18 protein-coding genes and 1 tRNA gene are annotated in these 25833 nt (G+C 72.7%); 11 read left to right on the top strand and 8 right to left on the bottom strand.

Annotation, left to right across the window (positions count from 1 at the left end; translation table 11 throughout):
- Positions 1 to 64: 64 nt before the first annotated feature.
- Complete coding sequence (locus ACZ4TV_RS28860; protein ID WP_468137995.1) at positions 65 to 2110, bottom strand: N-6 DNA methylase; 2046 nt, start codon at positions 2108 to 2110, stop codon at positions 65 to 67.
- A gap of 201 nt (positions 2111 to 2311) precedes the next feature.
- On the opposite strand from ACZ4TV_RS28860, the gene ACZ4TV_RS28855 reads away from it, so the two are divergent.
- Positions 2312 to 3034: a hypothetical protein gene (locus ACZ4TV_RS28855; protein ID WP_468137994.1), complete on the top strand. Its 723-nt coding sequence runs from the start codon at positions 2312 to 2314 to the stop codon at positions 3032 to 3034.
- A gap of 87 nt (positions 3035 to 3121) precedes the next feature.
- On the opposite strand, the gene mfd is transcribed toward ACZ4TV_RS28855, so the two are convergent.
- Positions 3122 to 6679 carry a transcription-repair coupling factor gene (mfd, locus tag ACZ4TV_RS28850; protein ID WP_468137993.1) on the bottom strand — a complete coding sequence of 1186 codons (3558 nt, stop codon included), beginning with the start codon at positions 6677 to 6679 and terminating at the stop codon, positions 3122 to 3124.
- A 212-nt stretch (positions 6680 to 6891) separates the two neighbouring features.
- On the opposite strand from mfd, the gene ACZ4TV_RS28845 reads away from it, so the two are divergent.
- From ACZ4TV_RS28845 to ACZ4TV_RS28835, 3 genes are all read left to right on the top strand, one after another.
- The gene (locus tag ACZ4TV_RS28845) at positions 6892 to 7137 is read left to right on the top strand and encodes a type II toxin-antitoxin system Phd/YefM family antitoxin (protein WP_468137992.1); all 246 of its coding nucleotides are present in this window, start codon (positions 6892 to 6894) and stop codon (positions 7135 to 7137) included.
- The gene (locus ACZ4TV_RS28840; protein ID WP_468137991.1) at positions 7134 to 7502 is read left to right on the top strand and encodes a type II toxin-antitoxin system VapC family toxin; all 369 of its coding nucleotides are present in this window, start codon (positions 7134 to 7136) and stop codon (positions 7500 to 7502) included. Before ACZ4TV_RS28845 ends, ACZ4TV_RS28840 begins: the two co-directional genes overlap by 4 nt.
- A gap of 71 nt (positions 7503 to 7573) precedes the next feature.
- Positions 7574 to 8965: a DUF2079 domain-containing protein gene (locus ACZ4TV_RS28835; protein ID WP_468138037.1), complete on the top strand. Its 1392-nt coding sequence runs from the start codon at positions 7574 to 7576 to the stop codon at positions 8963 to 8965.
- Positions 8966 to 9074: 109 nt separating this feature from the next.
- Here the strand turns inward: ACZ4TV_RS28835 and ACZ4TV_RS28830 are convergent, their stop codons facing one another.
- Entirely contained in the window at positions 9075 to 11660 is a 2586-nt protein-coding gene (locus ACZ4TV_RS28830) for an ABC transporter permease (RefSeq protein WP_468137990.1), read from the bottom strand.
- The gene (locus ACZ4TV_RS28825) at positions 11657 to 12433 is read right to left on the bottom strand and encodes an ABC transporter ATP-binding protein (protein WP_468138036.1); all 777 of its coding nucleotides are present in this window, start codon (positions 12431 to 12433) and stop codon (positions 11657 to 11659) included. The genes ACZ4TV_RS28830 and ACZ4TV_RS28825 overlap by 4 nt, the downstream gene beginning before the upstream one ends.
- A gap of 398 nt (positions 12434 to 12831) precedes the next feature.
- Here ACZ4TV_RS28825 and ACZ4TV_RS28820 point away from each other — a divergent pair, with 398 nt between their 5' ends.
- Together ACZ4TV_RS28820 and ACZ4TV_RS28815 are read left to right on the top strand one after the other, a co-directional pair.
- Positions 12832 to 14451 (top strand): MDR family MFS transporter, encoded by a 1620-nt coding sequence (locus tag ACZ4TV_RS28820; protein ID WP_468138035.1) that lies wholly within the window; start codon positions 12832 to 12834, stop codon positions 14449 to 14451.
- Between the two features lie 54 nt (positions 14452 to 14505).
- Positions 14506 to 15417 carry a hypothetical protein gene (locus ACZ4TV_RS28815; RefSeq protein ID WP_468137989.1) on the top strand — a complete coding sequence of 304 codons (912 nt, stop codon included), beginning with the start codon at positions 14506 to 14508 and terminating at the stop codon, positions 15415 to 15417.
- Positions 15418 to 15689: 272 nt separating this feature from the next.
- Here the strand turns inward: ACZ4TV_RS28815 and ACZ4TV_RS28810 are convergent, their stop codons facing one another.
- The 3 genes from ACZ4TV_RS28810 to ACZ4TV_RS28800 all read right to left on the bottom strand — a co-directional run bounded on the left by ACZ4TV_RS28810 (position 15690) and on the right by ACZ4TV_RS28800 (position 20273).
- A complete protein-coding gene (locus tag ACZ4TV_RS28810) occupies positions 15690 to 16562 on the bottom strand; it encodes a cellulose-binding protein (protein ID WP_468137987.1) in 873 nt (290 codons plus the stop codon).
- A 149-nt stretch (positions 16563 to 16711) separates the two neighbouring features.
- Complete coding sequence (locus tag ACZ4TV_RS28805; protein WP_468137985.1) at positions 16712 to 19279, bottom strand: SUKH-4 family immunity protein; 2568 nt, start codon at positions 19277 to 19279, stop codon at positions 16712 to 16714.
- Positions 19269 to 20273 (bottom strand): SMI1/KNR4 family protein, encoded by a 1005-nt coding sequence (locus ACZ4TV_RS28800; RefSeq protein ID WP_468137984.1) that lies wholly within the window; start codon positions 20271 to 20273, stop codon positions 19269 to 19271. The genes ACZ4TV_RS28805 and ACZ4TV_RS28800 overlap by 11 nt, the downstream gene beginning before the upstream one ends.
- Before the next feature lie 230 nt (positions 20274 to 20503).
- Between ACZ4TV_RS28800 and ACZ4TV_RS28795 the strand changes: the two genes are divergently transcribed.
- Together ACZ4TV_RS28795 and ACZ4TV_RS28790 are read left to right on the top strand one after the other, a co-directional pair.
- The gene (locus ACZ4TV_RS28795) at positions 20504 to 21130 is read left to right on the top strand and encodes a YwqJ-related putative deaminase (RefSeq protein WP_468137982.1); all 627 of its coding nucleotides are present in this window, start codon (positions 20504 to 20506) and stop codon (positions 21128 to 21130) included.
- A gap of 2 nt (positions 21131 to 21132) precedes the next feature.
- Positions 21133 to 21642 carry an SUKH-3 domain-containing protein gene (locus tag ACZ4TV_RS28790; RefSeq protein WP_468137980.1) on the top strand — a complete coding sequence of 170 codons (510 nt, stop codon included), beginning with the start codon at positions 21133 to 21135 and terminating at the stop codon, positions 21640 to 21642.
- A 134-nt stretch (positions 21643 to 21776) separates the two neighbouring features.
- Here the strand turns inward: ACZ4TV_RS28790 and ACZ4TV_RS28785 are convergent, their stop codons facing one another.
- On the bottom strand, positions 21777 to 23108 hold the full coding sequence (locus ACZ4TV_RS28785) for a sensor histidine kinase (protein ID WP_468137979.1): 1332 nt from the start codon (positions 23106 to 23108) through the stop codon (positions 21777 to 21779).
- A 131-nt stretch (positions 23109 to 23239) separates the two neighbouring features.
- Here ACZ4TV_RS28785 and ACZ4TV_RS28780 point away from each other — a divergent pair, with 131 nt between their 5' ends.
- From ACZ4TV_RS28780 to glmU, 3 genes are all read left to right on the top strand, one after another.
- Complete coding sequence (locus ACZ4TV_RS28780; protein ID WP_468137977.1) at positions 23240 to 24145, top strand: hypothetical protein; 906 nt, start codon at positions 23240 to 23242, stop codon at positions 24143 to 24145.
- A gap of 11 nt (positions 24146 to 24156) precedes the next feature.
- A tRNA-Gln gene (locus tag ACZ4TV_RS28775) sits at positions 24157 to 24227 on the top strand.
- 123 nt (positions 24228 to 24350) lie between these two features.
- On the top strand, positions 24351 to 25799 hold the full coding sequence (gene glmU, locus ACZ4TV_RS28770) for a bifunctional UDP-N-acetylglucosamine diphosphorylase/glucosamine-1-phosphate N-acetyltransferase GlmU (RefSeq protein WP_468137975.1): 1449 nt from the start codon (positions 24351 to 24353) through the stop codon (positions 25797 to 25799).
- Positions 25800 to 25833 lie beyond the last annotated feature (34 nt).

Below are 25833 nucleotides of genomic sequence, written 5' to 3'. Positions count from 1 at the left end.
TACAGCGTTTCCGGCCGTGAGTGAGGGGATGCCCGCAACCGTTGCACGGTCGCTGCACGGCTGCTCACTCGGGCGTGACCGTGCCGTCCGACAGGCCGTCGTAGAAGCCCTGTACGAGTTGTTCGCCGAGCCGTCCCGCCAGCCGCAGCGCGTCCTCGAACTCGGCGAGCGCGCGGAACCGGGCGCCGTAGGGCCGCTGCTGCGCCAGGGGCAGCCGGGGCAGCCGCAGCCGGCGTACGTCGAGCCGGGTGGCGGTGGAGGCATGGCTGCTGGCGCGGCGGTTGTTGGCGGTGCCGCGCAGGAATCCGGCCAGGAACCACGGGTCGAGGGCGGCCGGGTCGGGGCGCAGCAGCACCAGGCCCCGGCCGGGCACCGCGCCCGAGGTGGCCTCGCCGACGACCCGGGCGATGGCGGCGCCGCCGACGACGGGGACGAGGACGTCGCCGGGCGCGGTGAGGACGGGCTCGTCGGCGGTCGCCGCCAGGGTGCCGGAGGGCCCGGTTCCGGCGTACACGTCCTGCTCGGTGAGGACGGGTGCCGTGCCGGTCCCGCCGCCGGTGCCGGTGTGCAGCTCCAGGGCTCCGGCGCGGGCGAGTTCCCCGATGGTGGTCAGCGGCGGCCGGGCCGCGGCGCGGGCGGGCGGGGTGGCGGGCGGCGGGGTGAGCCGGGCGGCCCGGCCGAGGGTTTCGCCGAGCTGCTCCCGTACGGCGGTCAGCTCGGCCGGCCCGCCGCCGGCGGCCGGCGGCGGCAGATGGCGGGCGGGGGTGAGGTCCACGTCGTCGTCGAGCAGCTCGATGACGGGCACGACGCGGCTGACGCCCGGGACCTCCGCCACCGAGCCGGTGCGGTCGTACGCGCTCCAGGCGGCCTCCACCGCACGGTGCACGGCGGGCCAGGCGCCCCGGAGCTGCCCGTCGGCGGCGGGGGCGGCGGTGCCCGCGGCGGCCGCGCTGTCGATGAGCAGCAGCCCGGCCGGGGGCGCCGCGTGGGGCGCGGGCCGGCGCAGCACCCACAGGTGCAGGGGGATCCCGTACGGCGGCGCGGCGCCGGCCGGGAGCGCGACGACGGCCCGCAGCGCGCCCCGGCGCAGCAGGTCGGCGCGGATGCGGCGGCCGGAACGGCGGGCCGCGACGGCGGGCGGCATGAGCAGGACGGCGGTGCCGCCCTCGCGGAGGTGGGCCAGGGCGTGCTGGACCCAGGCGAGTTCGGATTCGGTGCGGGCGGGGAAGCCGTACTCCCAGCGCGGGTCGTAGGCCAGTTCCTCGTGGCCCCAGTTGCGTTCGTTGAACGGGGGGTGGCACAGCACGGCGTCGAAGGCGTCCTGCGCGAAGGCGTCGGCGCGCAGGCTGTCGGCGGCGGCCGCCCGGACCTGGGCGGGTCCGTGCAGGGCGAGGCGCAGCGCGGCCAGGGCGGCGAGTTCGGGCGCGGAGTCCTGCGCGTACAGGGCGGTGGCGCCGGAGACGGCCCGCAGCAGGGTGCCGGTGCCGCAGGCGGGGTCGAGCACGGTACGGGCCGAGGGCCCGGCGAGGACGGCCATGAGTTCGGCGAGGCCGTCCGGGGTGAGCGTGTACTGGCGGGGGTTGGCGTCGAGGTGGCGGCCGAGGAGGAACTCGAAGGCCTGGCGGGCGCCGAGTTCGGCGGCGAGTTCGGCGGCGGCCCGCAGCAGCGGCATGGCGGCGGGGCGCAGCGGGACCTCGGCGAGCGCGTGGCCCGGCCCGAGGCGTGCGCCGAGCACCTGGTCGAGGACGGGCCGCAGCAGGGTGGCCATGTGCGCGTCGGAGACGGCGGTCAGCTCCAGCCAGTCGGCGGGCCGGTCCCGTACGACGAGCAGCGCGCTGCCGGCGTTGACGAGCGCGGCGACTGCCCCGCCGGGGTGGGCGGTGATCTGCTGCCAGACGCGCTCGCGCAGGGGGACCTCGGCGAGTTTGCCCTGGGCGCGCAGCCAGTGCTCCACCTCGCCCAGAGAGAAGGAGGGGCTGGTCTCGGTGCCGCCGACGGGCTTGGGGAAATCGGCGTGGCGGCGCCGCCAGTTGCTCACGGCGGCACGGCCGACCCCGGCCAGGCGGGCGACCTCGGCCGCGGTGACCTCTGCGGCGTTCTCCTCGGACATGCCGGGAGCATACCCGTTCACACGCAGAGAGATCACTTCACAGCGTGAACCGAATTTCTTTCGTGAACCGTGTTGACTCGGTTCACACTCTTCTGGTCTGATCGGCACGTCGAACAGAGGACGCCGGACCTTCCGGAACCGATCATTCCGGTTCTCTCCTATTCTTCCTTCACCCCCGCTTCCCAGTCGTAGAGAGTCCCCATGCGCACCGTTCACCGCCTGACCGCCAGCACCGCCCTCGCCTGCGCCGCCGCCCTCGGCCTCACCGGATGCCTCGGGACCGGCCCGTCCGGCCCCTTCCCCGACCTGACCGGCTCCGAGGTGGCCGACAAGTCCGTGACCGCCCTGCGCGGCGCGTCCTCGCTCACCGTCAGCGGAAAGGTCTGGGACGAGGGCAAGCCCCTGCAGCTGAACATGGCGGTCAGCAAGGCCGGTGACTGCAAGGGCACCATCTCCGGCCAGGACGGCTCCTTCGAGCTGATCCGCAACGCCCAGTCCGTGTTCATCAAGGCGGACGAGCCCTTCTACCGCTCCCAGCTGAAGGACCTGCCCAAGGCGGAGGCCGACGCGGCGGTCAAGCAGCTCGCGGGCCGCTGGCTGAAGTCCAAGGCCGCGGACCCGGACTCCAAGGAACTGGCCGCCCTGTGCGACCTGGACGAGCTGCTGAAGGAGTTCGACGAGAGCAAGGGCGCGCAGAAGGGCAAGGTCACCACCGTCGACGGCCAGGAGGCCCTGACCCTGACCACGAAGACCACCGAGGGCGTGGAGACCCTGCTGGTGGCCACCAAGGGCGAGCCGTACCTGCTGAAGGCGAGCGTCACCGGCAAGGAGCCGTCGGAGGTCACCTTCAGCGGCTTCAACAAGCCGGTCCAGGCCGACGCCCCGACCGGCAAGGACGTCATCGACGCCGACAACCTCGGCTGATACCCCACCACGGGGGAACGCCCGGAGGCCGGGAGTCCGCACTGCGGACTCCCGGCCTCCCCGGCTGTCAGGACACTTTCCTCTTCCTCACGAGCCGAGGATCGTGGTGAGGAACTCCCCCGTCCACGCCAGCAGCTCCCGCCCGACCACCGGCTTGCCGCCGATCTTGCCCGCCTTCGGACGCGGGACCAGCACCTGCGAAGTGGCGGGCTTGAGCACCGTTCCCGGGTAGAGCCGCTTGAGCCGCAGCTCCTGCGACTCGCGCAGCTCCACCGGCCCGAACCGGATGTTGTTGCCCTGCAAGGTGATGTCCCCGACCCCGCAGGCCCGGGCGAGCATCCGCAGCCCGGCCACCAGCAGCAGGTTCTCCACCGGCTCCGGCAGCTTGCCGTAGCGGTCGGTGAGCTCCTCCCGTACGGCCTTGATGTCCGCCTCGGAATTGGCCGAGGCGATGGACCGGTACGCCTGCAGGCGCAGCCGCTCGCCGGGCGCGTAGTCGTGCGGGACGTGCGCGTCGACCGGGAGCTCGATCTTGACCTCCAGCGGCGGCTCCTCCTCCACGCCTCCCTCGACGGCGGCCCGGTAGTCGGCCACGGCCTCGCCGACCATGCGGATGTAGAGGTCGAAGCCGACGCCCGCGATGTGGCCCGACTGCTCACCACCGAGCAGGTTGCCCGCTCCGCGGATCTCCAGGTCCTTCATCGCCACGTACATGCCGGCGCCCATCTCGGTGTGCTGGGCGATCGTCGCGAGCCGCTCGTGCGCGGTCTCGGTCAGCGGCTTCTCCGGCGGGTACAGGAAGTACGCGTACCCGCGCTCGCGGCCGCGTCCCACCCGCCCGCGCAGCTGGTGCAGCTGCGAGAGGCCGAAGTTGTCGCCGCGCTCCACGATCAGGGTGTTCGCGTTGGAGATGTCGATGCCGGACTCGACGATCGTGGTCGACACCAGCACGTCGAACTTCTTCTCCCAGAAGTCCACGACGACCTGCTCCAGGGCCTGCTCCGACATCTGGCCGTGCGCCGTCGCGATGCGCGCCTCGGGCACGATCTCGCGCAGCTTGGCGGCGGCCCGGTCGATGGACTCGACCCGGTTGTGGATGTAGAAGCACTGGCCCTCGCGCAGCAGTTCACGGCGGATCGCCGCGCCGATCTGCTTCTCCTCGTACGGGCCCACGAAGGTGAGCACCGGGTGCCGCTCCTCCGGCGGGGTGGTGATCGTCGACATCTCGCGGATGCCGGTCACCGCCATCTCCAGGGTGCGCGGGATCGGGGTCGCGGACATCGTGAGCACGTCCACGTTGGCGCGGAGCTTCTTCAGCTGCTCCTTGTGCTCCACGCCGAACCGCTGCTCCTCGTCGACGATGACCAGGCCCAGGTCCTTGAACTTCGTCTCCTGCGAGAACAGCCGGTGGGTGCCGATGACCACGTCCACCGAGCCCTCGCGCAGGCCCTCCAGCGTGGCCTTCGACTCCGACTCGCCCTGGAAGCGCGACAGTGCCTTCACGTTCACCGGGAACTGGCTGTAGCGCTCGGAGAAGGTCCCGAAGTGCTGCTGCACGAGGAGGGTCGTCGGCACGAGGACGGCGACCTGCTTGCCGTCCTGGACCGCCTTGAAGGCGGCGCGCACCGCGATCTCGGTCTTGCCGTAGCCGACGTCACCGCAGATCAGCCGGTCCATCGGGACCGACTTCTCCATGTCCTCCTTGACCTCGGCGATGGTGGTGAGCTGGTCGGGCGTCTCCGCGTACGGGAAGGCGTCCTCCAGCTCGCGCTGCCAGGGGGTGTCGGGGCCGAAGACGTGGCCGGGGGCCGCCATGCGCGCGCTGTAGAGCTTGATGAGGTCGGCGGCGATCTCCTTGACCGCCTTCTTCGCGCGCGCCTTGGTCTTGGTCCAGTCGGCGCCGCCCAGCCGGTGCAGGGTCGGGGCCTCGCCGCCGACGTACTTGGTGACCTGCTCCAGCTGGTCGGTGGGGATGTAGAGCCGGTCGCCGGGCTGCCCGCGCTTGGCCGGCGCGTACTCCACCAGCAGGTACTCGCGGGTGGCGCCCTGGACCGTCCGCTGGACCATCTCGACGTAGCGGCCCACGCCGTGCTGCTCGTGGACGATGTAGTCGCCGGCCTCCAGGGTCAGCGGGTCGATCGTCTTGCGGCGCCGGGTCGGCATCCGGCCCAGGTCCTTGGTGGCGGTGCGCTGGCCGGTCAGGTCGGTCTCGGTGAGGACGGCGAGCTTGAGGGCCGGGTCGACGAACCCGTTGTCGATCGAGCCGCAGGCGACCTGGACCAGGCCCGGCTCCAGGGTGCGCAGGTCCGGCTCCAGCCGGGCCGCGATGCCCTCGCCGGAGAGCACCTCGACGGTACGGGCGGCCGGGCCGTGGCCCTCGGTGAGGTAGACGGTGTGCCAGCCGTCGGCGATCCAGCCCTTGGTGTCGGCCAGCGCCCGGGCGGTGTCCCCGCGGTAGGCCTCGGGGGCGTGCATGCCGAGCTTGAGCACCGCCGGCTCGCCGGCTGATGTCAACGTGCCGCCGGCAGCCTCTTCGTCGGCGGCGAAGGGGGAGACCGACCACCACATCATGTTCAGCTCGCGGGCCCGGTCGCGGACCTCCGCGATCCCGCGCAGCGAAGCCGCGCCGACGTCGATGGGGGCCTCGCCGCCGCCCGCCGTCGCCGCCCAGGAGGCCATCAGGAACTCCTGGCTCGTCGCCACCAGGTCGGCGGCCCGGGTCCGTACCCGCTCCGGGTCGCAGACGACGGCCATCGCCCCGGCGGGCAGCACGTCGAGCAGCAGCTCCATCTCGTCGACCAGCACCGGCGCCAGGGACTCCATGCCCTCGACGGCGATCCCCTCGGCGATCTTGTTCAGCAGCTCGCCGAGTTCGGGATGGGCCTCGGCGAGGGCCGCGGCCCGCTCCCGTACCGCGTCGGTCAGCAGCAGCTCGCGGCAGGGCGGCGCCCACAGCCCGTGCTCGGCGACCTCCAGGGAGCGCTGGTCGGCGACCTTGAAGTAGCGGATCTCCTCGACCTCGTCGCCCCAGAACTCGATGCGCAGCGGGTGTTCCTCGGTCGGCGGGAACACGTCGAGGATGCCGCCGCGGACGGCGAACTCGCCGCGCTTCTCGACGAGCTCGACGCGCGCGTACGCGGCGGCGGCCAGCGCCGCGGTGACCTCCCCCAGGTCGGCGCTGCCGCCCTGCCGCAGGCTCACCGGGACCAGCTCCCCGAGCCCCTTGACCTGCGGCTGGAGCACGGAGCGGATGGGTGCGACGATCACGCTCACTGGGCCCGCCGTCGGGTCGTCCTTGCTCGGGTGCACGAGCCGGCGCAGGACGGCGAGCCGGCGGCCCATGGTGTCGCTGCGCGGGCTGAGCCGTTCGTGCGGGAGCGTCTCCCAGGACGGGTAGTCCACCACCTCGTCGGGCGGCAACAGGGAGCGCAGCGCCGCGGCCAGGTCCTCGGCCTCGCGTCCGGTGGCGGTGACCGCGAGCACGGTCCGCTCGGTCTGCCGGGCCAGCGCGGCGATCGCGAAGGGCCGCGCGGCGGCGGGGCCGACCAGGTCCACGTGCATGCGGGTGCCGTCCCCGGCCGCGGTGACCGCCTCGGCGAGGGCGGGGTCCCGGGTGACGGCGTCGAGCAGTCCGTGCAGGCTCATGAAGGGGCTTTCCATCCGATGGAGGGCGTGCGGGGCAACGCGAAGGACCCGACACGTCGTACGGGCCGGGGGTTCCCACCCTACGACGCCCTCGACCCCCACGCGCGAGGGATTCGGGTCACCCGTGGGAGTGAGGGAGCTGGCGCCGGCTGGGCCGATCTGATTACGCTTGGTCCAGCAGTTAGCCCACCTTTCCCTGCCCTGGAGTGCCCATGGAAGCGGCCCGGCAGTACAACGTCCACGAGGCGAAAACGAACTTCTCCAAGATCCTGGAGGCGGTCGCCACCGGCGAGGAGGTCATCATCAGCAAGGCCGGCGAGCCGGTCGCGAAGGTGATCCCGCTCGCGGGGAAGGTCCGGCGCACGGATTACGGCGCCCTCGCGGGGCGGATCAAGATCGCCGATGACTTCGACGATCTGCCCGACGGATTCGCCGAGGCATTCGAGGCGGACGCGTGAAGCTGTTGCTCGACACCCATGTCGTCCTGTGGTGGATGAACGGGGAGCTTCCCGACGAAACGCGGGAACTCCTCGGGCGCGAACTCACGGTCTACATGAGCGCCATCACGCCCTGGGAGATCTCCGTGAAGCAGGCAGCGGGCAAGCTCACCAGCACCGAGGATCTGGCGATGCAGGCCTGCAACACACAGTTCCAGGCGCTGCCCATCGACGCACACCACGGTGTCCTCGCAGGGAAGCTGCCCCTCCACCACAAGGACCCCTTCGACCGGATACTGATCGCACAGGCCCAGTCCGAAGGGCTGACCCTCGTCACTCGCGACAAACACATCCCGCTCTACGATGTTCCCGTACTGACCGTCTGAGCTCGCCGCGTCGCCGCCGTGGAGTTCACGCCGCCCCGGCCGAGGAGCACGAGTCCGTGACGAGCGATGCGATGGCCCGCCCGGAGCCCGCGGCCCAGGAGCCCGCGAAGCCGGGGAGGGCCTGGTGGCCGGGCCCCTACGTGGTCGCCGCCGGGATGTTCCTCATCTACCTCGTGCTGTCCGTCGGGCGGTTCCGGCGGATGGAGTGGGCCTCCTGGGACCTGGGGATCTTCGAGCAGGCGATCCGCGCCTACGCCCACCTGCGGGAGCCCGTCGCCGACCTGAAGGGGCCGGGGGCCAACATCCTCGGGGACCACTTCAGCCCGATCATCGCGCTCGTCGCCCCCGTCTACCGGGTCTTCCCCGGGCCCGTCACCCTGCTGGTCGTACAGGCCGCGCTGTTCGCGCTCTCCGCCGTCCCCGTCACCCGGGCGGCCGGGCGGTTCCTCGGCCGGGCCCGCGGGCTCGCCGTAGGTGTCGCGTACGGGCTGTCCTGGGGCGTCCAGCGGGCCGTGGAGTTCGACTTCCACGAGATCGCCTTCGCCATGCCCCTGCTGGCCTTCTCCCTGGAGGCCGTCCTCGCCCGGCGCTGGCGGGCCGCCCTGCTGTGGGGGCTGCCACTGGTCCTCGTCAAGGAGGACCTCGGCTTCACGCTCGCCGCCCTGGCCGTGGTGGTGGCCTGGCGGGCCCGGTCCACCGACCGGCGGGCCGCCGCGATCGCGCTCGGCGTCGCCGTCGCCGCCACCGTCTTCGCCGTCCTGGTGTTCACCGTCTTCATACCGGCCTTCGCCACCGCGGGCTACGGCTACTGGGACAAGATCGACGGCGGTGGTCCGCTCGGCGGCATCGGCACCAAGCTCGCCACCCTGGCGTGGGTGCTGGTCCCCACCTCCGGACTGCTCGCCCTGCGCTCGCCGCTGCTGCTGGTCGCCGCGCCCACCCTCGGCTGGCGGTTCCTGTCCGGGGACGACCACTACTGGTCCACCGACTGGCACTACAGCGCCGTCCTCATGCCCGTCGTGGCCCTCGCCCTCGTCGACGCCATCGACACCGTCCGGCGCGGCGAACGGCCCTGGCTGCGCGCGTACGCCCTCCAGCTGCCGACCGCGGTCCTCGCCGCCGGCCTGGCCCTGGCCGCGACCAGCATGCCGACCGCCAAGCTCGCGCAGGCGCGTACGTACGAGAAGCCCGAGCGGGTCGTCGCCATCGAACGGCTCCTCGACCGGATTCCCGACGGGGCCACCGTGGAGGCCGACACCACGCCGCTGACCCGGCTGACCTCCCGCTGCCGCGTGCTGTGGATCGGCGGCAGCAAGGGCGTGGTCCCCGACTGGATCACCCTCGACAACTCCTCCCGCTGGGCCGGCGAGGACCCCACCGAGTACGCCCGCCAACTGCACCCGGGCGAGCGGTTCGCCCTGGTGGGCGAGGCCTCGGGGGTCGTCCTGATGCAGCGGGTGTGACGGGCGGGAAACGGCGCCGGCCCGGAACCCCAAGGTCCCGGACCGGCGCCCTCCCGCGTACGGACCCGCGCACCGACCCCCGTACGAACGCGGCCGAACGCGGCGCCCGCTACTCGCTCGCGATCGCGTTCAGGACGTTCATCCGGCCCGCCCGGAAGGCCGGGACCAGCGCGGCGAACAGGCCCACGAAGGCCGAGGCGGCGAACACCCCGAGGATCGTCGGCCACGGGATCTCCAGCACCTTCAGGCCCTCGAGCGCCAGCAGCTGCTGCGCGCTGGCCCCCCAGCCCATGCCCAACCCGAGGCCGAGCAGGGCGCCGAAGAGGGCGATGACCACCGACTCCAGGCGGATCATGCGGCGCAGCTGGCGGCGGGAGAGGCCGATGGCGCGCATCAGGCCGATCTCGCGGGTCCGCTCGACCACCGACAGGGCCAGGGTGTTCACGACGCCCAGGACGGCGACGATGATGGCGAGGCCGAGGAGCCCGTAGACCATGTTGAGCATCTGTCCGACCTGGTCCTTCAGGGACTGCTTGTAGTCGGTCTGGTTGCGCACCTTGTACTGCGGGTACTCCGCCATCGCCGCCTTGACCGCCTTGTACGCGGCGGCGTCGGACTGCCCGTCCTTCGCGCTGGCCAGCAGCATGAAGGGGAGGGGCAGCCGGTCGGCAGGGACGTTCGCGCGGGCCACCTCGGTGCTGACGTACTTCATGGTCCTGTCGAGGTTGCCCTCGTCGCTGGTGATCGCCGCGACCTTCAGCTTGACGGTGTTGCCCCCGGTGAAGGCGACCGTCAGCTCGTCGCCGAGCTTGACGCCGTGCCGGGTGGCGTATTCGGATCCGACCGACATGGAGTCCTTGCCGTACGCCGCCGCGTGCTCGCCGGCGATCATCTTGCGCCGGATGTCCTGGGCGTAGGTCGGGTCGGTGGCGCCCAGGCCCACCTCTTCGGTGGCGCCGTCGGGCGCGGTGACCTTGGCCTCCACCTCGCGGTAGGCGGTGACGTGGTCGAGGCCCTCGGTGGCGCGCAGGGCCTGCTCGGCCTGCGGCAGCACTGGCTGACCGGTCTCGGAGTTGACGATGTAGTCCGCCCCGACCGACTTGTCGAGCTCGTCGGTCGCGGAGGCCACCATCGACGAGCCGACCACCGACAGGCAGGCGACCAGCGCGAGGCCGATCATCAGCGCGGCGGCGGTGGCGCCGGTGCGGCGCGGGTTGCGCAGGGCGTTGCGCTCGGCGAGCCGGCCCACGGACCCGAAGGGCCGCAGCACCACGCCGGAGAGCACCCGCACCACGCCCGCGGCGAGCAGCGGGCCGATCACGATGAAGCCGTTGAGGGTGAAGAGGACGCCCAGGGCCAGCCAGAGCGATCCGGGACCGGCCTCCTCGGCTGCCGCGGCGAGGAAGAGCCCCGCGCCGCCGATGCCGGTGATGACCAGTCCGAGGACGGCGCGGACGACGCCGGCCTTCTTGTCCCCGGGGGCGGCGGACTCGCGCAGCGCGGCCATCGGGGAGACCTTGCCGGCCCGGCGGGCCGGGACGAAGGCGGCGATGACGGTGACGACGACGCCGAGGAGGACGCCGATGACCGGGGTGGTCCAGGCGACAGTCAGATCGTCGGTGGACAGGTGCATGCCCATCTGGCCCATGAGTTCCATCAGGCCGATGGCCAGGCCCACGCCCGCCCCGACACCCAGGACCGAGCCCACGACGCCGAGGAGGAAGGCCTCGACGACGACGGACTTGAGGACCTGTCCGCTGTCGGCGCCGATGGCGCGCATCAGGCCGATCTCGCGGGTGCGCTGGGCGACCAGCATCGAGAAGGTGTTGAAGATCAGGAAGATGCCGACGAGGAAGGCGATCCCGGCGAAGCCGAGCATCACGTACTTCAGGACGTCGAGGAAGGAGCCGACGTCCTTGCGGTTGGCGTCCGAGGCCTCCTTGGCGGTCTGCAGCTTGTACGCGTCCGCGCCGACGGCGGCCGCGATGTTCTGCTTGAGCTGCTCGTCGCTCACCCCGTCCTCGGCCGTGACGTTGACGTGGGTGAAGGAGCCGGGGGAACCGAGCAGGGCCTGCTGCGAGGTGGCGGTGTCGAAGTAGACGACGGCCGCACCCGGGTTGGTCACGGTGAAGGTGGCGATACCGCTGATCTTGGCGCGGATGTCGCCGGTGAGGGCGATGGTGCGCAGTTCGTCACCGAGCTTCAGGTGGTGCTTCTCCGCGGTGTCGGCGTCGACCATCACCTCGGTGGGCCCGCGCGGGGCGTGACCCGAGGTGATCTTCATGGACTTGAGCTCGTTGTCGCTCCAGTTGCCCGCGATGGTCGGGGCGCCGGTGGTCGAGCCCATGTTCTCGTTCTTGGCGTTGACCACCGTGACGGACATCGAGACGACGCTGCCCTCGGCGCCCTTGACGCCCTCGGCCTTGCGCACCTGATCGACGGCCGAGCCGGCCAGCATCTCGGGCCTGCCGCGGACCGAGATCTCCTCGCCGTCCTTCGCCTGCTTCGCGCTGACCGTCACATCGGCGCTGGTGACGGCGAACAGCTTCTCGAAGGTGGTGTTCATGGTGTCGGTGAACACCAGGGTGCCGCAGACGAAGGCGACGGAGAGCAGGACCGCGACGGCGGAGAGCGCCATCCGCCCCTTGTGCGCGACGAAGTTGCGCCGCGAGGTCTTCAGGACGGTGTTGCTCATGACGTCCGCCCGCGCGCGTCGAAGTCCTTCATACGGTCGAGGACCTGCTCGGCGGTGGGCCCGTACATCTCGTCGACGATCCGGCCGTCGGCGAGGAAGATGACGCGGTCCGCGTAAGAGGCGGCGACCGGGTCGTGGGTGACCATGACGATGGTCTGGCCGAGCTCGTCCACGGAGCGGCGCAGGAAGCCGAGGACCTCGGCGCCGGCCCGGGAGTCCAGGTTGCCGGTCGGCTCGTCGCCGAAGATGATCTGCGGGCGCGCGGCGAGGGCGCGGGCGACCGCCACGCGCTGCTGCTGGCCGCCGGAGAGCTCGGTGGGGCGGTGCCTCAGCCGGCCGGCGAGGCCCACGGTCTCCACGACCCGGTTCAGCCACTGGGCGTCGGGCTTGCGACCCGCGATGTCCATGGGGAGCGTGATGTTCTCCAGGGCGTTGAGCGTGGGCAGCAGGTTGAAGGCCTGGAAGATGAAGCCGATCCGGTCGCGGCGCAGCTGCGTGAGCTTCTTGTCCTTCAGCCCGGTGATCTCGGTGTCGTCCAGGTGGATCTGCCCGCTGGTCACCGTGTCGAGACCGGCCAGGCAGTGCATCAGCGTGGACTTGCCGGAGCCGGAGGGACCCATGATCGCGGTGAACTGGCCGCGCATGATGTCCACGTCCACGTCGTCGAGGGCGACGACGCGCGTCTCCCCGGAGCCGTAGGCCTTGACGACCTTGCGTGCCCGGGCCGCGACGGCTGCATGGCCCCCAGTACCCCCGTGCCTGGTTTCGGTCATAGCCGTTGTCACGGTCTTCTCCTTCTTCTGCTTCTGCTGCTGCTGCTTGTTCGGGTGCGCGTCTGCGTACGTCGCCGTCATGAAGTCTGTTTCCGGGCGGGGTGCGGCGCGCTGGTGCCCATCGCCGTATCCGCCCGGGGGTTAACCCCACCCCCCGCGCTCCCCGCCCGTACGAACCAGTCAAGAAGGTGCCGGGATCTCGCACCTCCTCCGCCGGGAGGAATGACCCCTGGCCCCTTGTGAGGAGCGCCCCCTAGGGGATCTGCGCCCTTCGGGGGAGGAGCCGTGGGGGATACCGCCGGACACGGCGGCGGTGAGAAGGTGTTCCCCGCAAGTACGTGCAGGGGGAAGGAATCTCGGTGGCCTCAGGGGAGAGCACGGCCGCGGACCCGGACGGCATATCCGGGACCGCGGGCGCGGACGCCGGACCGGCCGCCGGTGCGACCGGTGGCGCGGCCGTCGGCGCGGCCGTCGGCGGCCCCGCGGACAAGCCGTCGACGAGACCGCCCACCCCCGTGGTCGCCTCACTGATGCTCGGCATGTCCCTCGTCGCCCTCGACAGCACCATCGTCGCCACCGCCGTCCCGCAGATCGTGGGCGACCTCGGCGGCTTCTCCGTCTTCTCCTGGCTCTTCTCCGGCTACCTGCTGGCCGTCACCGTCACCCTGCCCGTCTACGGCAAGCTCTCCGACACCTTCGGCCGCAAGCCCGTACTGCTCTTCGGCATCGGCCTCTTCCTCGTCGGCTCGCTGCTGTGCGCGCTCGCCTGGAACATGGCCGCCCTCATCGCCTTCCGGATCGTCCAGGGCCTGGGCGGCGGCGCCCTCCAGGGCACCGTCCAGACCCTGGCCGCCGACCTCTACCCGCTGAAGGAACGGCCGCGGATCCAGGCCCGGATGTCCAGCGTCTGGGCCACCTCGGCCGTGGCCGGCCCCGCGCTGGGCGGGCTGCTCGCCTCGTACGCCCACTGGCGCTGGATCTTCCTGATCAACCTGCCGCTGGCCGCCCTCGCCCTGTGGATGATCACCCGTCACCTGACCGAGCCCGCACGGTCCCCCGGCCGCCGGGGTCCGGTCGACTGGGCCGGGGCCCTGGGCGTCTTCGCCTGCGGCGGACTGCTGCTCTTCGCACTCGTCCAGGGCGGCGTCGCCTGGCCCTGGCTGTCCGCTCCCTCGCTGGGGCTGCTGGGCGCGAGCGCGGTGCTGGCCGCGGTGGTGGTCCGGGTGGAACGCCGGGCCGAGGAACCGATCCTGCCCGGCTGGGTGTGGCGCCGGCGCACCATCGCCGCCGTCAACCTGGCCATGGGGGCGCTCGGCCTGCTCATGGTCGCCCCGATGGTGTTCATGCCGACCTACGCCCAGTCCGTGCTCGGCCTCGGACCCGTCGGCGCCGGACTGGTCATGTCGGTGATGACCCTGAGCTGGCCCGTCACGGCCGCCTGCAGCCAGCACGTCTACCGGCGCATCGGCTTCCGGAACACCGCGGCCGTCGGGATCGCGCTGGCCGCGGTGGTCCTGTACTCCTTCACGCTGCTGCCGTATCCCGCCCGGCCCTGGCAGCCCGCGCTGATCATGCTGCTGCTGGGCGGCGCCCTCGGCCTCTTCCAGCTCCCGCTGATCGTCGGCGTCCAGTCCACCGTGGGCTGGGCCGAGCGGGGAACCACGACGGCCTCGGTGCTGTTCTGCCGGCAGGTCGGCCAGAGCGTGGGCGCCGCCCTCCTCGCGGCCGTGGCCAACGCCACCATCGCCGCCCGCCTGGTGAACGCGCCCGTGCCCGGGCTCCCGGACCACCTGGACGACGTGGCGAAGGCACTGGATCAGGCGGAACTGCTCCCCCGGGCCGCCGCCGACCACTTGCGCGAGGCCGTGGCCGCCGCCGTGGAGCACATCTTCCTCGGCGCGTCGGCGGCCGCCGTGGCCGCGCTGCTGATCCTGCTGCTGGTGGCGCCGCGCAGGTTCCCGGTCCTGCCGGAACTGCGCGAGGAGCAACCGGCCGCCGGAGCCCGCGACTTGTCATGACCGGGGCCAGTGGGTAAGTCTCTGGCACAGGAACCGCTTCCGGGGGGACGACGCATGGCTTCCGCACTCTTCGCACTGGCTCTGCTGGCCGCGCTGGCCGGGCCGATCGGCTGGCGGCTACGGCGCCACCCCGGCTTCGTCACCGGCCGCGACGGCCGGCTCTCCACCTCGACGGCGCTCGCCCTGGCCTGGACGGTGATCCTGGTCTGGCTGCTGCTCGCGATCCTCGCCTACGGGCTCACCGCGGGCGGCGGAGTCCGGTACTTCCGGGGCGCCGACGGCCCGCTGTCCACGCTGACCACGGTGTACCTGCCGCTGCTCGGCGGCCCGTACGTGGCCCTGATCGCGGCGAAGGCGGTCGTCGGCCTGCGCGTGGAGAACGGCACCCTGGCCAAGCCGGCCCCGAAGCCGACGGCCTCGGGCCGGCGGCCGCTGCGGGAGCTGATCGCGAACGACAGCGGGCGCACGGACCTGGTCGACCTCCAGTACGTCGCGCTCAGCGCCGTCACCATGCTGTACGTGGCGCTGTTCTTCCTCGCGGACGTGGGCGGCGGGCTTCCGCGCCTGCCCTCCGAGATGTGGGCCCTGACGGGCGCCCCGGCGGGGGCGTACCTGGTGAACAAGATGGCCGTCCGCGCGACCCCGGTGATCACGGACGTCTCGGTCGCCGACGGCCGGCTGACGGTCGTGGGCGGCGGCTTCGCCCCGGGCGCGGCTGCGGCTCCCGTTCCGGCTCCGGCGGCCACCACGACCCAGGTGATCGTGGACGGCACCGCCGCCGCCCCGGCCTCCTTCGACCCGGTGACGGGCACGCTGACGGCCCCGCTCCCGCCGGGCACGACCGCCCCCTTCACGGTGGCGGTGATGGCCCGCGGCCTGCGCAGCGACCCGTACCGGTACGAGCCGACGCCGCCGCTGACGCCCCCGCCGCCGGCCGTTCCGGCGCAGCCGGGGCCGGTGGACTAGGGGTGCCTGCTGTGCGGGGTCGCCGCTGCGCGGAGCTGGTCTCCCCGCCCCGCCCTTTCACCGTTTCCCGGGGCTCCGCCCCAGACCCCGCGCCTCAAACGCCGGCGAGGCTGGAACGTCCAGCCCCGCCGGCGTTTGAGGCGATCTTTCAGCCTCGCCGGCGTTTGAGGCGACCTCCCAGCCCCGCCGGCGCTTGAGGCGACCTCCCAGCCCCGCCGGCGTTTGAGGCGCGGGGGGCTGGGGGCGGCGCCCCCAGGAGGCGGGCCGCAGGGTCAGCCTTCCGCGGGGGCGCGGCCGGTCAGGGCCGCCAGGCTGGAGCGGACATGGTTCATGTGGGCCCGCATCTCCTCCTGCGCCTCCGCGTGCTCCCGCAGGACCCGCTCCGTATCCCGCCCGATCCGCTCCTCCGCCACCCGCGCCTGCGCGATCAGCTCCGCGGCCCGCGCCTCCGCGTCCTCCTGGCCGTGCCGCGCCGACTCCTCGGCCTCCGCGAAGCCGCGCCGCGCCTCCGCCAGCCGGGTCTCGGCGTGCCGCTCCAGCTCCGCGTGCCGCGCCACGAGCTCCGCCTCCCGCGCCGCCAGCTCCCGCTCCGCCGCCTCCCAGCGCTCCGCGTGCTCCTGCTCGTGCTCCGCCTGCACCGCGTCCGCCCGCCGCCGCGCCTCCGCAAGCACGGCCGCCGCCTGCGCCCGCCACTGCGCCGCTTCCTCCCGCGCCTGCGCCCGCGCGTCATCCGCCTCCCGCTGCGCCCGCGCCAGCCCCTGCCGGGCCCGGACCTCGGTCTGCTCGCGCACCGCCTCCGCGTCGCCCCGCGCCAGCTCCGCCGCCCGGTCGGCACGCGCTTCGGCCGCACCCAGCGTCGCGGACGCGTCCGCCCGCGCCTCCATCCGTACGGCGTCCGCCTCTTCCTGCGCCAACAGCAGGATCCGGCGGGCCCGCTCGCTCAGTTCGTCGTACGTCTGCGGGGCGAGCCCGGCCACCACCTCGCGCAGCCGCGCCGCCTCCGCCTCCATCTGCTTGGCCAGCACCGTCAGCCGCGCCACCCGCTCCCAGGCCTCGTCACGGCTCCCGGACAGCCGGGCGAGATACCGGTCGACCTCTTCCATGCGGTAGCCGCGACCGCGCACGGTCGCAATCGGTGCACTCATCCTGGATGCGCCTCTCTCGCGGGGATTCCCGTCAAGGATGCGCCATTTGATCCCAGAAGCCCGAATGGCCGGGCCGAGACCCCTTTCGAGGGTCCCGACCCGGCCATTCACCTGATCACCCGATCACCGATCACCCGATCAGGCCGACGTCACAACAGCCCGTCCCACATCTGCTCCAGCAGCACCGACCACCAGCTCTCCGGCGAAGCCAGCGCCGCACTGTCGAGCCCGGCCAGGTTCGCCTGGAAATCGACCGTCCAGCGACCCGCCTGCTCCGGCGTCAGATGCTGTCGCAGCCGCCACATGTGACCCAGCATCGCGAGGGACCGTACGAACTGCGGCAGGCTCGAATTCACAAACTGCGGCGGCACCGGAGCACCCCCCGGACCACCCTCCACCGGCACCGCCACGATGTTCGCGGTCCCGTACTGCACACAGAGCGCCTTGCCGAAGTCGCTGCCGACCACTAGGTACGAGCCCGCGTCCGAGGCCGGCTGCACCTGCCGCTGCGCGGCCATCTCGGCCAGTGTCGGCACCGGTTGACCCGGCACCGCCTGCGCCCAGAAGAACGGCCCGAAATCGACGGGCAGGCCCGACCACATCAGCGTCTGCGCCACGATCTCGGGCACACCCTGACGGGACACCGCCCGCTGGTCGAAGCGGAAGACGCCCTGCGGACCGAACGCCCCCGCCAGCTCCTGCGCGATCGCGTCCAGCGGGATGGCCGGCTGCAGCGGGACCTGCGGCAGGGGCGCCCGAACCGGCGCGGGGCGCGCCGGACCGTCCGCCACCTGGTGCAGCTCGCCCTGATGGGTGAGCAGGTGTCGCATGCCCTGCTGACGGCCCGCGTGGTCCTTGCCGTACGGGGCCACGCTGGTGATCCGCACCTGCGGCCACGTCTCCCGGATCATCCGGGCGCAGTAGCCACCGGGCAGCTCACAGGACTCCAGCTCGGTGTGCAGCTCCAGCACCTGCTGCGGCGGCACGTTCATGGCGCGCAGCTCGTGCAGGATCTGCCACTCCGGGTGCGGGGTACCGGGCGCCGAGCGGCGGATGAGCTGCTGCTCCGAGCCGTCGGGTGCCCGGTAGCGGAGCACGGCCTGGTAGCCGGGGCCGACGGTGGGCGCACCGGTCGGGGCCGGGGGCTGCGCCACGGGTCCGCCCGGCGGCGGGCCGGGAGGAGCGGGCGGCTGACCCGGCTGACCCATCGCGGGGCCGGCCAGCATCGTCGCGGCATGGTCGATCCCGGCCCCGGGCGCGCCGGGAGCCCCCGGCGGACCGGGCGGCTGCGGTACGCCGGGACCCGCGAGCATGGTCGCGGCGTGATGGGCCCCGCCACCGGGAGCCCCGGGCGGACCCGGAGGCGCCGGAGGCTGACCCGTCACGGCCGGACCCGCCAGCATCGTGGCGGCATGGTCCAGCCCGCGGCCGAGCGAACCGGGAGCCCCCGGCGGGCCGGGAGGCTGGGGTGCGCCGGCGCCCGGAGCACCGGGCGGGCCGGGAGGCGCGGGCGGCTGACCCGTCACGGCGGGGCCCGCCAGCATGGTCGCGGCATGGTCGAGCCCGCGGCCGAGCGAACCGGGAGCCCCGGGGGGACCGGGAGGCGCGGGCGGCTGTCCGGCACCCGGAGCACCCGGAGCACCGGGCGCGCCAGGGGGGCCGGGCGGCTGCGGAACACCGGGGCTCGCCAGCATCGTGGCGGCGTAGTGCGCCCCACCACCGGCCGAGCCACCACCCGCACCGGGCGGACCCGGAGGCGTCGGCGGCTGCCCCGCACCACCCGCGGAGCCGCCCGGCCGGGAGATCTGGGCCTTGCTCGTCGGCGCGTCGGCGATATCGCCCGCCGATGATCCCAGCGCGGGCACGACCGCGGTCCTCGGCAGCTGGCTGCCGCCCAGAATCAGCGCGGTCTTCGCCTCCGAGGCCACCGCGGACGGCGGCGCGTCCTCCAGGTCGGACCCGGACAGCGGCGGCGCGAACACGGTCGCGGGCAGCGGCACGGACACGTCGTCCGCACCGGGGTTCACATCGGTCCCCGCCCACGGAGTGGCACCGGTCGGCACGACCGCCGGGGCCGCCGGAGCCGCCGCCGGAACGCCGTCGTTGGCCGTCGGCTCGTACGGGACCTCGCCCCCGCGCCGCAACGGCACCGCGTCCACCGGAGCCGGAGCGGGCGCGGACGCGGGCGCGGCGTCAACGGGCTCCACGGAAACGGGAGTCGGAGCCGGAGCCGGAGCGGAAGGGGAAGCCGGCACCGCATCAGGCGCAGCCGCAGCCGCAGGCGCCGACACGGACGCCGACGCCGGAGCGGCGGCCGGCGGAATCCCCGCCCGGTCCGCGGCCTCCTGCAGCCACTCGGGTGGGCTCAGCATGAACGACGTCTGCTCCGAGTCGATCCGCGGCGGCGGAACCGAAGCCTCCGAAGCCGCCGCCGCGGCCACCGCCCCGTACTCCTCCTCGTACCGGCGGATCACCTCACCCACCGGCAGCCCCGGCCACAGCGTCACCTCGCCGCTGTCCCGCGCGATGACCAGCCGCTGCCGGCCACCCCCGGAGACCGGACCCGCCGCGCGGTCCTCCGCCCACACCACGAACCCGAGCCCGAACTCCCGTACGCGCACCTCCCGGTGCTGGTACGCGGGCACGTCCCCGTTGATCCACTCCTCGGCGCGCTCCTGCGCCTGCGCAAACGTCACCACCGCGCCGTCACCCCTCATCCGAACCGGAACGCGCCACCGCGGCCACCGGAACCGAACGTGCGAATCCGCCGTCCACCATCAGACCGGCCACCGTCTCCAGCTCCGGCGGATTGCCCGCCAACCGCTCCAGAAAGGCATCGAAATCACCGCCGCACGGCAGCAACAGCCGCTCCACACGCTCCTGCACCGACCAACCGTCCCGGTCGCGCGCGTCGTCGTACGGGGAGAACCACACCGAGCCGATGCCCTCTCCCCTCACCTTCAGCGCGAGCAGCCCGCCCTGCGCGAAGGCCACGCACAGGTAGTCCTTCGTCAGGTGGTCCCGCAGACACTTGTTGACGTACACCAGGTCATTAACCGCCGCCTCCTCACGCACCGTGAAGAACGGCTGGTCCACCAGCAGACCGAGGTCCACGTCCAGCCCCGCGCCCACCGGCGCGCAGCCGCCCGCGGCCTTCAGGAACGAGCGGTACGCCTCCGGCAGCCGGTAGCCGAGGTCCTCCTCGACGCCCTGCACCTGCTCCTCGGAGACCGACACCACCGACTTCGGCAGCCCCATGTGCGCCGGGCGCAGCTCCTGCAACGGCCGCGTCCCGCGCTTCTCGTGGTCCACCGGAGCCGTCGCCAGGCCCGCGTGATGCCGCAGCAGCGCCTTCACCTCGACCGGCACCAGCTCCATGCGCCGCGAACCCGCCACGTGGTGCCAGGTCCAGCCGTGCGGGGTCGCCACCGGCCCGACCGTGTCCCACAACTCGTGCCCGGCGGCCTTCATCGCCGCGTTCGCGGACACGTAGTCCGTCAGCCGCAGCTCGTCCACGCCGAAGCCCTCCGGCGGTTCGGCGATCTCCACCGCCGCGCGCGCGTAGGCGGAGAAGTCCGGATACCCGTTGCCGTCCATCCGCACCCCGTGGGGATGCCGAGCGGCCCGGACCGGGTCCGGGAAATGCACGACCTGCCCCGAGTAAGCGGCGTTGGGTGGCGCGGCCTGCTGCCCGAGCCGACCTGTCGTCATGGCGGTAGCCCCCTGCTGGATCTGGCTGGTTCACCACAGCCTATGCGCTGGGGCAAGGGGCTCACCCGCACACGACCGGCGCACCCACCCGAGGGCCAGGAAGATCCGAATTGATACGAATATTCGACCCCGCTTCCGTATGACAGATGACATTTGGCAGGCTGTCCCCGCAGCACGGGGGCGTGCGCGACAGCGGTCACCACCGCCGCCACGGGAGGGAAAGCGCGACCATGCACCACACGGCAACACGCACAGAACCGGGCGACACCACCCCGAAAGCGCCAGGCGCACCGGCAGCCACGGGCGCGGCTACGGGCGCGGTCACGGGACCGGCCACGGGCCCGGCCACAGGCCCGGCCGCCGAACCAGGCGGCCCCGCCGGCGACCCCCGCCTGCGCTGGAGCAGCACCGCCGGCCGCCCCGCCGTGCCCGTCCTGCGCTTCCGCCGGGACGGCATCCTGCCCACCATCGCCGCCGCCCTCTCCGTACGCGGCGAAACCCTCACCGGCACCGCCGGCAAGGCCGACCAGCCCCCCGTCCTCCACCCCCTCGTACAGGACTTCCTCGACACCCTCACCAGCGGCCAGCGCGAACGTTTCACCGGGCGGTGCCCGGAGGCCATCCTGCTCTCCCGCCACCTGGCCGCCGTCGAAGGCGCCCGCTCCAGGCGCGCCTCCCGCAAACCCCTCTCAGCGAGCGAAGCCCGCCGCTCCCTCAAACACGCGAAGATCACCGCCCGCCGCATCCGCGAGGACGGCGACCCCCTCCACGGCAGCTACGCGCCCCCCTGCCGCTCCTGCGACGCCCTCCTCGCCCACTTCGGCGTACGCCCCGTCGACCTCACCCCCTCCGAGTAGCCATGACCACCACCTCCGCCTCCTACGACCGCTCCTCGGCCACCCGCTTCCCGGTCGCCGTGGACTCCGCCCTGCGCACCGCCGGCTGGGAACCGGGCCGCTGGGACATCAAGCAGGCCGAGTACTGGGCCGACGCGCTGCGGGACCACACCACCCCGGCCGGGCACCGGCACGCCGTCTTCCCCGCCGCCGTCGAGGCCTGGGCCGAATTCGGCGGCCTCACGATCACCGCCCCCGGGCCCGGCCGTCAGATCGCCCCCACCCCGCTCCACCTCGACCCGCTCACCGGACTCCACCTCGCGCGCACCTTCGCCGACCTCGGCCGAGCCCTCTCCACCCAGCTCTGCCCCCTCGGCGTCGAGGCCGACGGCGGCTCCCACCTCGCCCTCGACCGCGAAGGCCGCGTCTACGGCATCGACCACACCGGCGACTGGTACCTCGGCCCCACCCTCGACGAGGCCCTCACCCTCCTCCTGACGGGCCTCCAACCAACCCGCCTCACCACAGCCTGACCCCAGGCCCCACCGGCCAAATCCAGCCCCGCCGGCGTTTGAGGCGCGGGGTCTGGGGCGGAGCCCCAGCAACGGCGCCGCACCGGCCCCCGGATACCGCCCACCGCCCACCGCCCACCCGCCAAGGCCACCGCCTACCGCACCGGCAAGACCACCGACACCCGAAAGCCCCCCACCTCCGTCGCCCCCGACACGAACACCCCGCCCAGCCCCAGCACCCGCTCCCGCATCCCGACCAGCCCGTTCCCCCCACTCGGCAGCCCGACCCCGTCGGCCTGCCCCTCACACGGCCCGTTCTCCACCTGCATCGCCACCTCCCCGTCCCGATGCGCGACCCGCACCACGACCCGCGCCCCCGGAGCGTGCTTGTGGCAATTGGTGAGCGCCTCCTGCACCACGCGGTACGCCGTCTGCTCCACCTCCGCCGCGTACGCCACCGCCTCGCCCTGCACCACCATCTCCACGACCATCCCGGCCGCCCGCGACTGCCCGACCAGCGCCTCCAGCTCGTCCAGCGAGGGCCCGTCCTCGACGCTCCCCACAAGCGCGACGGGAACAACCGGAGCGCCGGCCGAGGCCGACACGGAGGGCACGGCGGCCGCGGCGGGCGCGGCGGGCGCGGCGGGCGCGGCGGGCGCGGCCACGGCGGATACCGCCACCGGCTTAGGAGCCGCCCTCAGCACGCCGAGCATCTCCCGCAGCTCCGTCAGCGCCTGCCGCCCCATGTCCCCCACCAGCGCCGCGTTCTTCGCCGCCCGCGCCGGGTCCTTGACCGCCACCGCCTCCAGCGCGGCCGCGTGCACCACCATCAGCGACACCCGGTGGGCCACCACGTCGTGCATCTCCCGCGCGATCCGGGTCCGCTCCTCGGTCCGGGCCCACTCGGCCCGCTCCTCCGCCCGGTCCGCCAGCAGCGACAGCTCCCGCTCCAGCGAGTCCGCGCGCTCCTGCAAGCTCTCCATCAGCCGCCGCCGGGCGCCGATGTAGAGCCCGAACAGCACCGGCGGCACGGTCAGCGCCACCGCCACGAACCCGGAGAGCACCACCACGAGCATGTGGTCGGCCTCGACATCGCTCCTGGTCCGCAGGTACATCACCACGAAGGTCGCGGCCAGCGACATCGAGGCCAGCGTGGCCGTGATCCGCCGGGGCACCTCGGAGGAGGCCAGCGTGTACATCCCCACCACCGCGAGCAGGAATCCCATCGCGGCCGGCGCCACGGCGATCCCCACGAGCACCACGGCGATCGGCCACCGCCGCCGCAGCACGAGCGTGGCCCCCACCACGAGCCCGAACAGCACCCCGACGACAACGGGTATCCCGGCCTCCCGCGCGAAGGGCACCCCCTCCCACGCGCACTCGACGGCGGACACCCCGCCGAGCACCACGTCCCCCACGGCATCCCGCCGCCGCGCCCACCACAAAGGCGGCCCAGCGCGGCCTTCCACTTCCCCCGTACTGGTCATGCCGCCCAGCGTACGCAGCGCGCCCAGCACACGGTCGAACGAAAATCCCGAGAACCGCGAGTAATCGCACGTACGACGGAAACGTCCGCTGAACGAGACCTGAATCTCGCATTCCGGACGACATTGGCGACATGACCGAAATCCGACCTCGTCCCGGCGACGGCACCGGGGGCCTCCGCACCGGAACCGCGACCTTCGAATCCCTCCGCGAGCAGGCGATCACCCTCCGCCGGGAGGGCCTCAGCCGCCGGGACATCCGCGACCGCCTGGCCGTCCACAACAACGACATCCTCAACCGGCTCCTGGAGGACGAGCCCCCACCCGAGTGGACGAAGCGCCCGAACGCGAAGGACGACCTCCGCGCCCGCGCCCGCGAGCTCCGCCTCCAGGGCCTCACGTACGACCAGATCCAGCTCAAGCTGGGCTGCTCGAAGAGCTCGATCTCCCTCTGGGTCCGCGACCTCCCGAAGCCGGAGCGTCGACGTACCACCGAGGAGGCATCAGCCATCGCCAAGCGGGGGTGGGAACGAACCCTTGTCCTGCGCGACGAGGAGAGGCGGCAGGCGAAACAGGTGGCAGAGGCCGAGATCGACAGCATCTCGGACCGGGAACTGTTCATCCTCGGCGTCGGCCTCTACTGGGCAGAGGGCAGCAAGGACAAGCCGTACGACCGCCGCGAGCGCGTGATCTTCGTGAACAGCGACCCGGGCATGATTCGCGTTTACCTCTCCTGGCTGCGCCTCCTGGGTGTCAAGGAAGAACACATCCGCTACTCCGTCATGATCCACGAAACAGCAGACGTCGCAGGCGCGGAAAGATTCTGGGCGGACTTCGTGGGCACGGACGTCGCGCGACTCCTCAAGACAACCCTCAAGCGCCACAATCCCAAAACCACCCGCAAGAACACCGGCGAGAGCTACTACGGCTGCCTAGCCATTCGCATCCTTCAAAGTGCCGGTCTGTACCGTCGCGTCGAAGGCTGGTGGTGCGGCATAGTAGGGGCTGCAGCGGAGTCCGATCATCAAAATCGGACATAGCGGGCGAACCATCCCGGATCGTCTAAAGGCAGGACAAATGGTTTTGGTCCATTGAATGAGGGTTCGAATCCTTCTCCGGGAGCACACAGAGCGCTGATGCTCAGATTCGGGTCCTGACCTCCACGGTCGGGACCCGGCCTCGTTTCGGGCCCGCGGCCCCCCGGTATCCTTTGCGGGTCCACCCCCGAAGCCGAAGGGCATCCCCGTGAGCGCCAACCGCCCGGCAGCCGTCGTCGTACTCGCAGCGGGTGAAGGCACCCGCATGAAGTCGGCCACTCCCAAGGTCCTGCACGAGATCTGCGGGCGCTCGCTCGTCGGTCACGTCGTCGCCGCCTCCCGCGAGCTGGACCCCGCCCACCTCGTCGTGGTCGTCGGGCACGCCCGGGAGCAGGTCACCGCGCACCTCGCCGACGTCGACGCCGGCGTGCGCACCGCCGTCCAGTACGAGCAGAACGGCACCGGGCACGCCGTCCGCATGGCCCTCGAAGAGCTCGGCGGCCAGCTCACCGGCACCGTGATCGTCGTCTGCGGCGACACCCCGCTGCTCACCGGCGAGACCCTGAAGCAGCTCGCGGCGACGCACGAGGCCGACGGCAACGCCGTCACCGTGCTCACCGCCGAGGTGCCGGACTCCACCGGCTACGGGCGGATCGTGCGCGACGGGGAGACCGGCGCCGTGACGGCCATCGTCGAGCACAAGGACGCCACCGACGCCCAGCGCGCGATCCGCGAGATCAACTCGGGCGTCTTCGCCTTCGACGGCGCCCTGCTCGCCGACGCGCTCGGCAAGGTCCGTACCGACAACAGCCAGGGCGAGGAGTACCTCACCGACGTCCTCGGCATCCTGCGCGAGGCCGGGCACCGCGTCGGCGCGGCCGTCGGCAGCGACCACCGCCAGATCCTCGGGATCAACAACCGCGTCCAGCTCGCCGAGGCCCGCGCCCTGCTGAACGCGCGCCTGCTGGAGCAGGCCATGCTCGCGGGCGTGACGGTCGTCGACCCCGCCAGTACGTTCGTGGACGTGACCGTCACCTTCGGACAGGACTCCCTGATCCACCCGGGCACGCAGCTGCTCGGCGCCACGCACATCGCCGAAGGGGCCGAGGTCGGCCCGAACACCCGCCTGAAGGACACCCGGGTGGGCGCGGGCGCCCGCGTGGACAACACGGTCGCGGAGGGCGCGGTCGTGGGCGCCCAGGCGACGGTGGGGCCCTTCGCGTACCTGCGTCCCGGCACGAACCTCGGCGTGAAGGCCAAGGCCGGCACGTACGTCGAGATGAAGAACGCGACGATCGGCGAGGGCACCAAGGTGCCGCACCTGTCCTACGTCGGCGACGCGACGATCGGCGAGTACACCAACATCGGCGCCGCGAGCGTCTTCGTGAACTACGACGGTGAGCACAAGCACCACACCACCGTCGGCTCACACTGCAAGACGGGCTCGGACAACATGTTTGTGGCGCCCGTCACGATCGGGGACGGCGCCTACACGGCGGCGGGGTCCGTGATCACGAAGGACGTGCCGCCCGGCGCGCTGGCCGTGGCCCGTGGCCAGCAGCGGAATATCGAGGGTTGGGTGGCCCGCAAGCGTCCGGGAAGTGCCGCCGCCGCGGCGGCGCAGTCGGTGGTCCCCGAGGACTCCGAGCGGCACTGAGGTGAACTGACCGGAAACAGGTACGCCCGGGACC

It is taken from the genome of Streptomyces sp. NPDC028910, from assembly GCF_055564955.1.
Note: the sequence above shows the minus strand (reverse complement) of the source record. Positions and strands in the feature narration are given on the sequence as shown.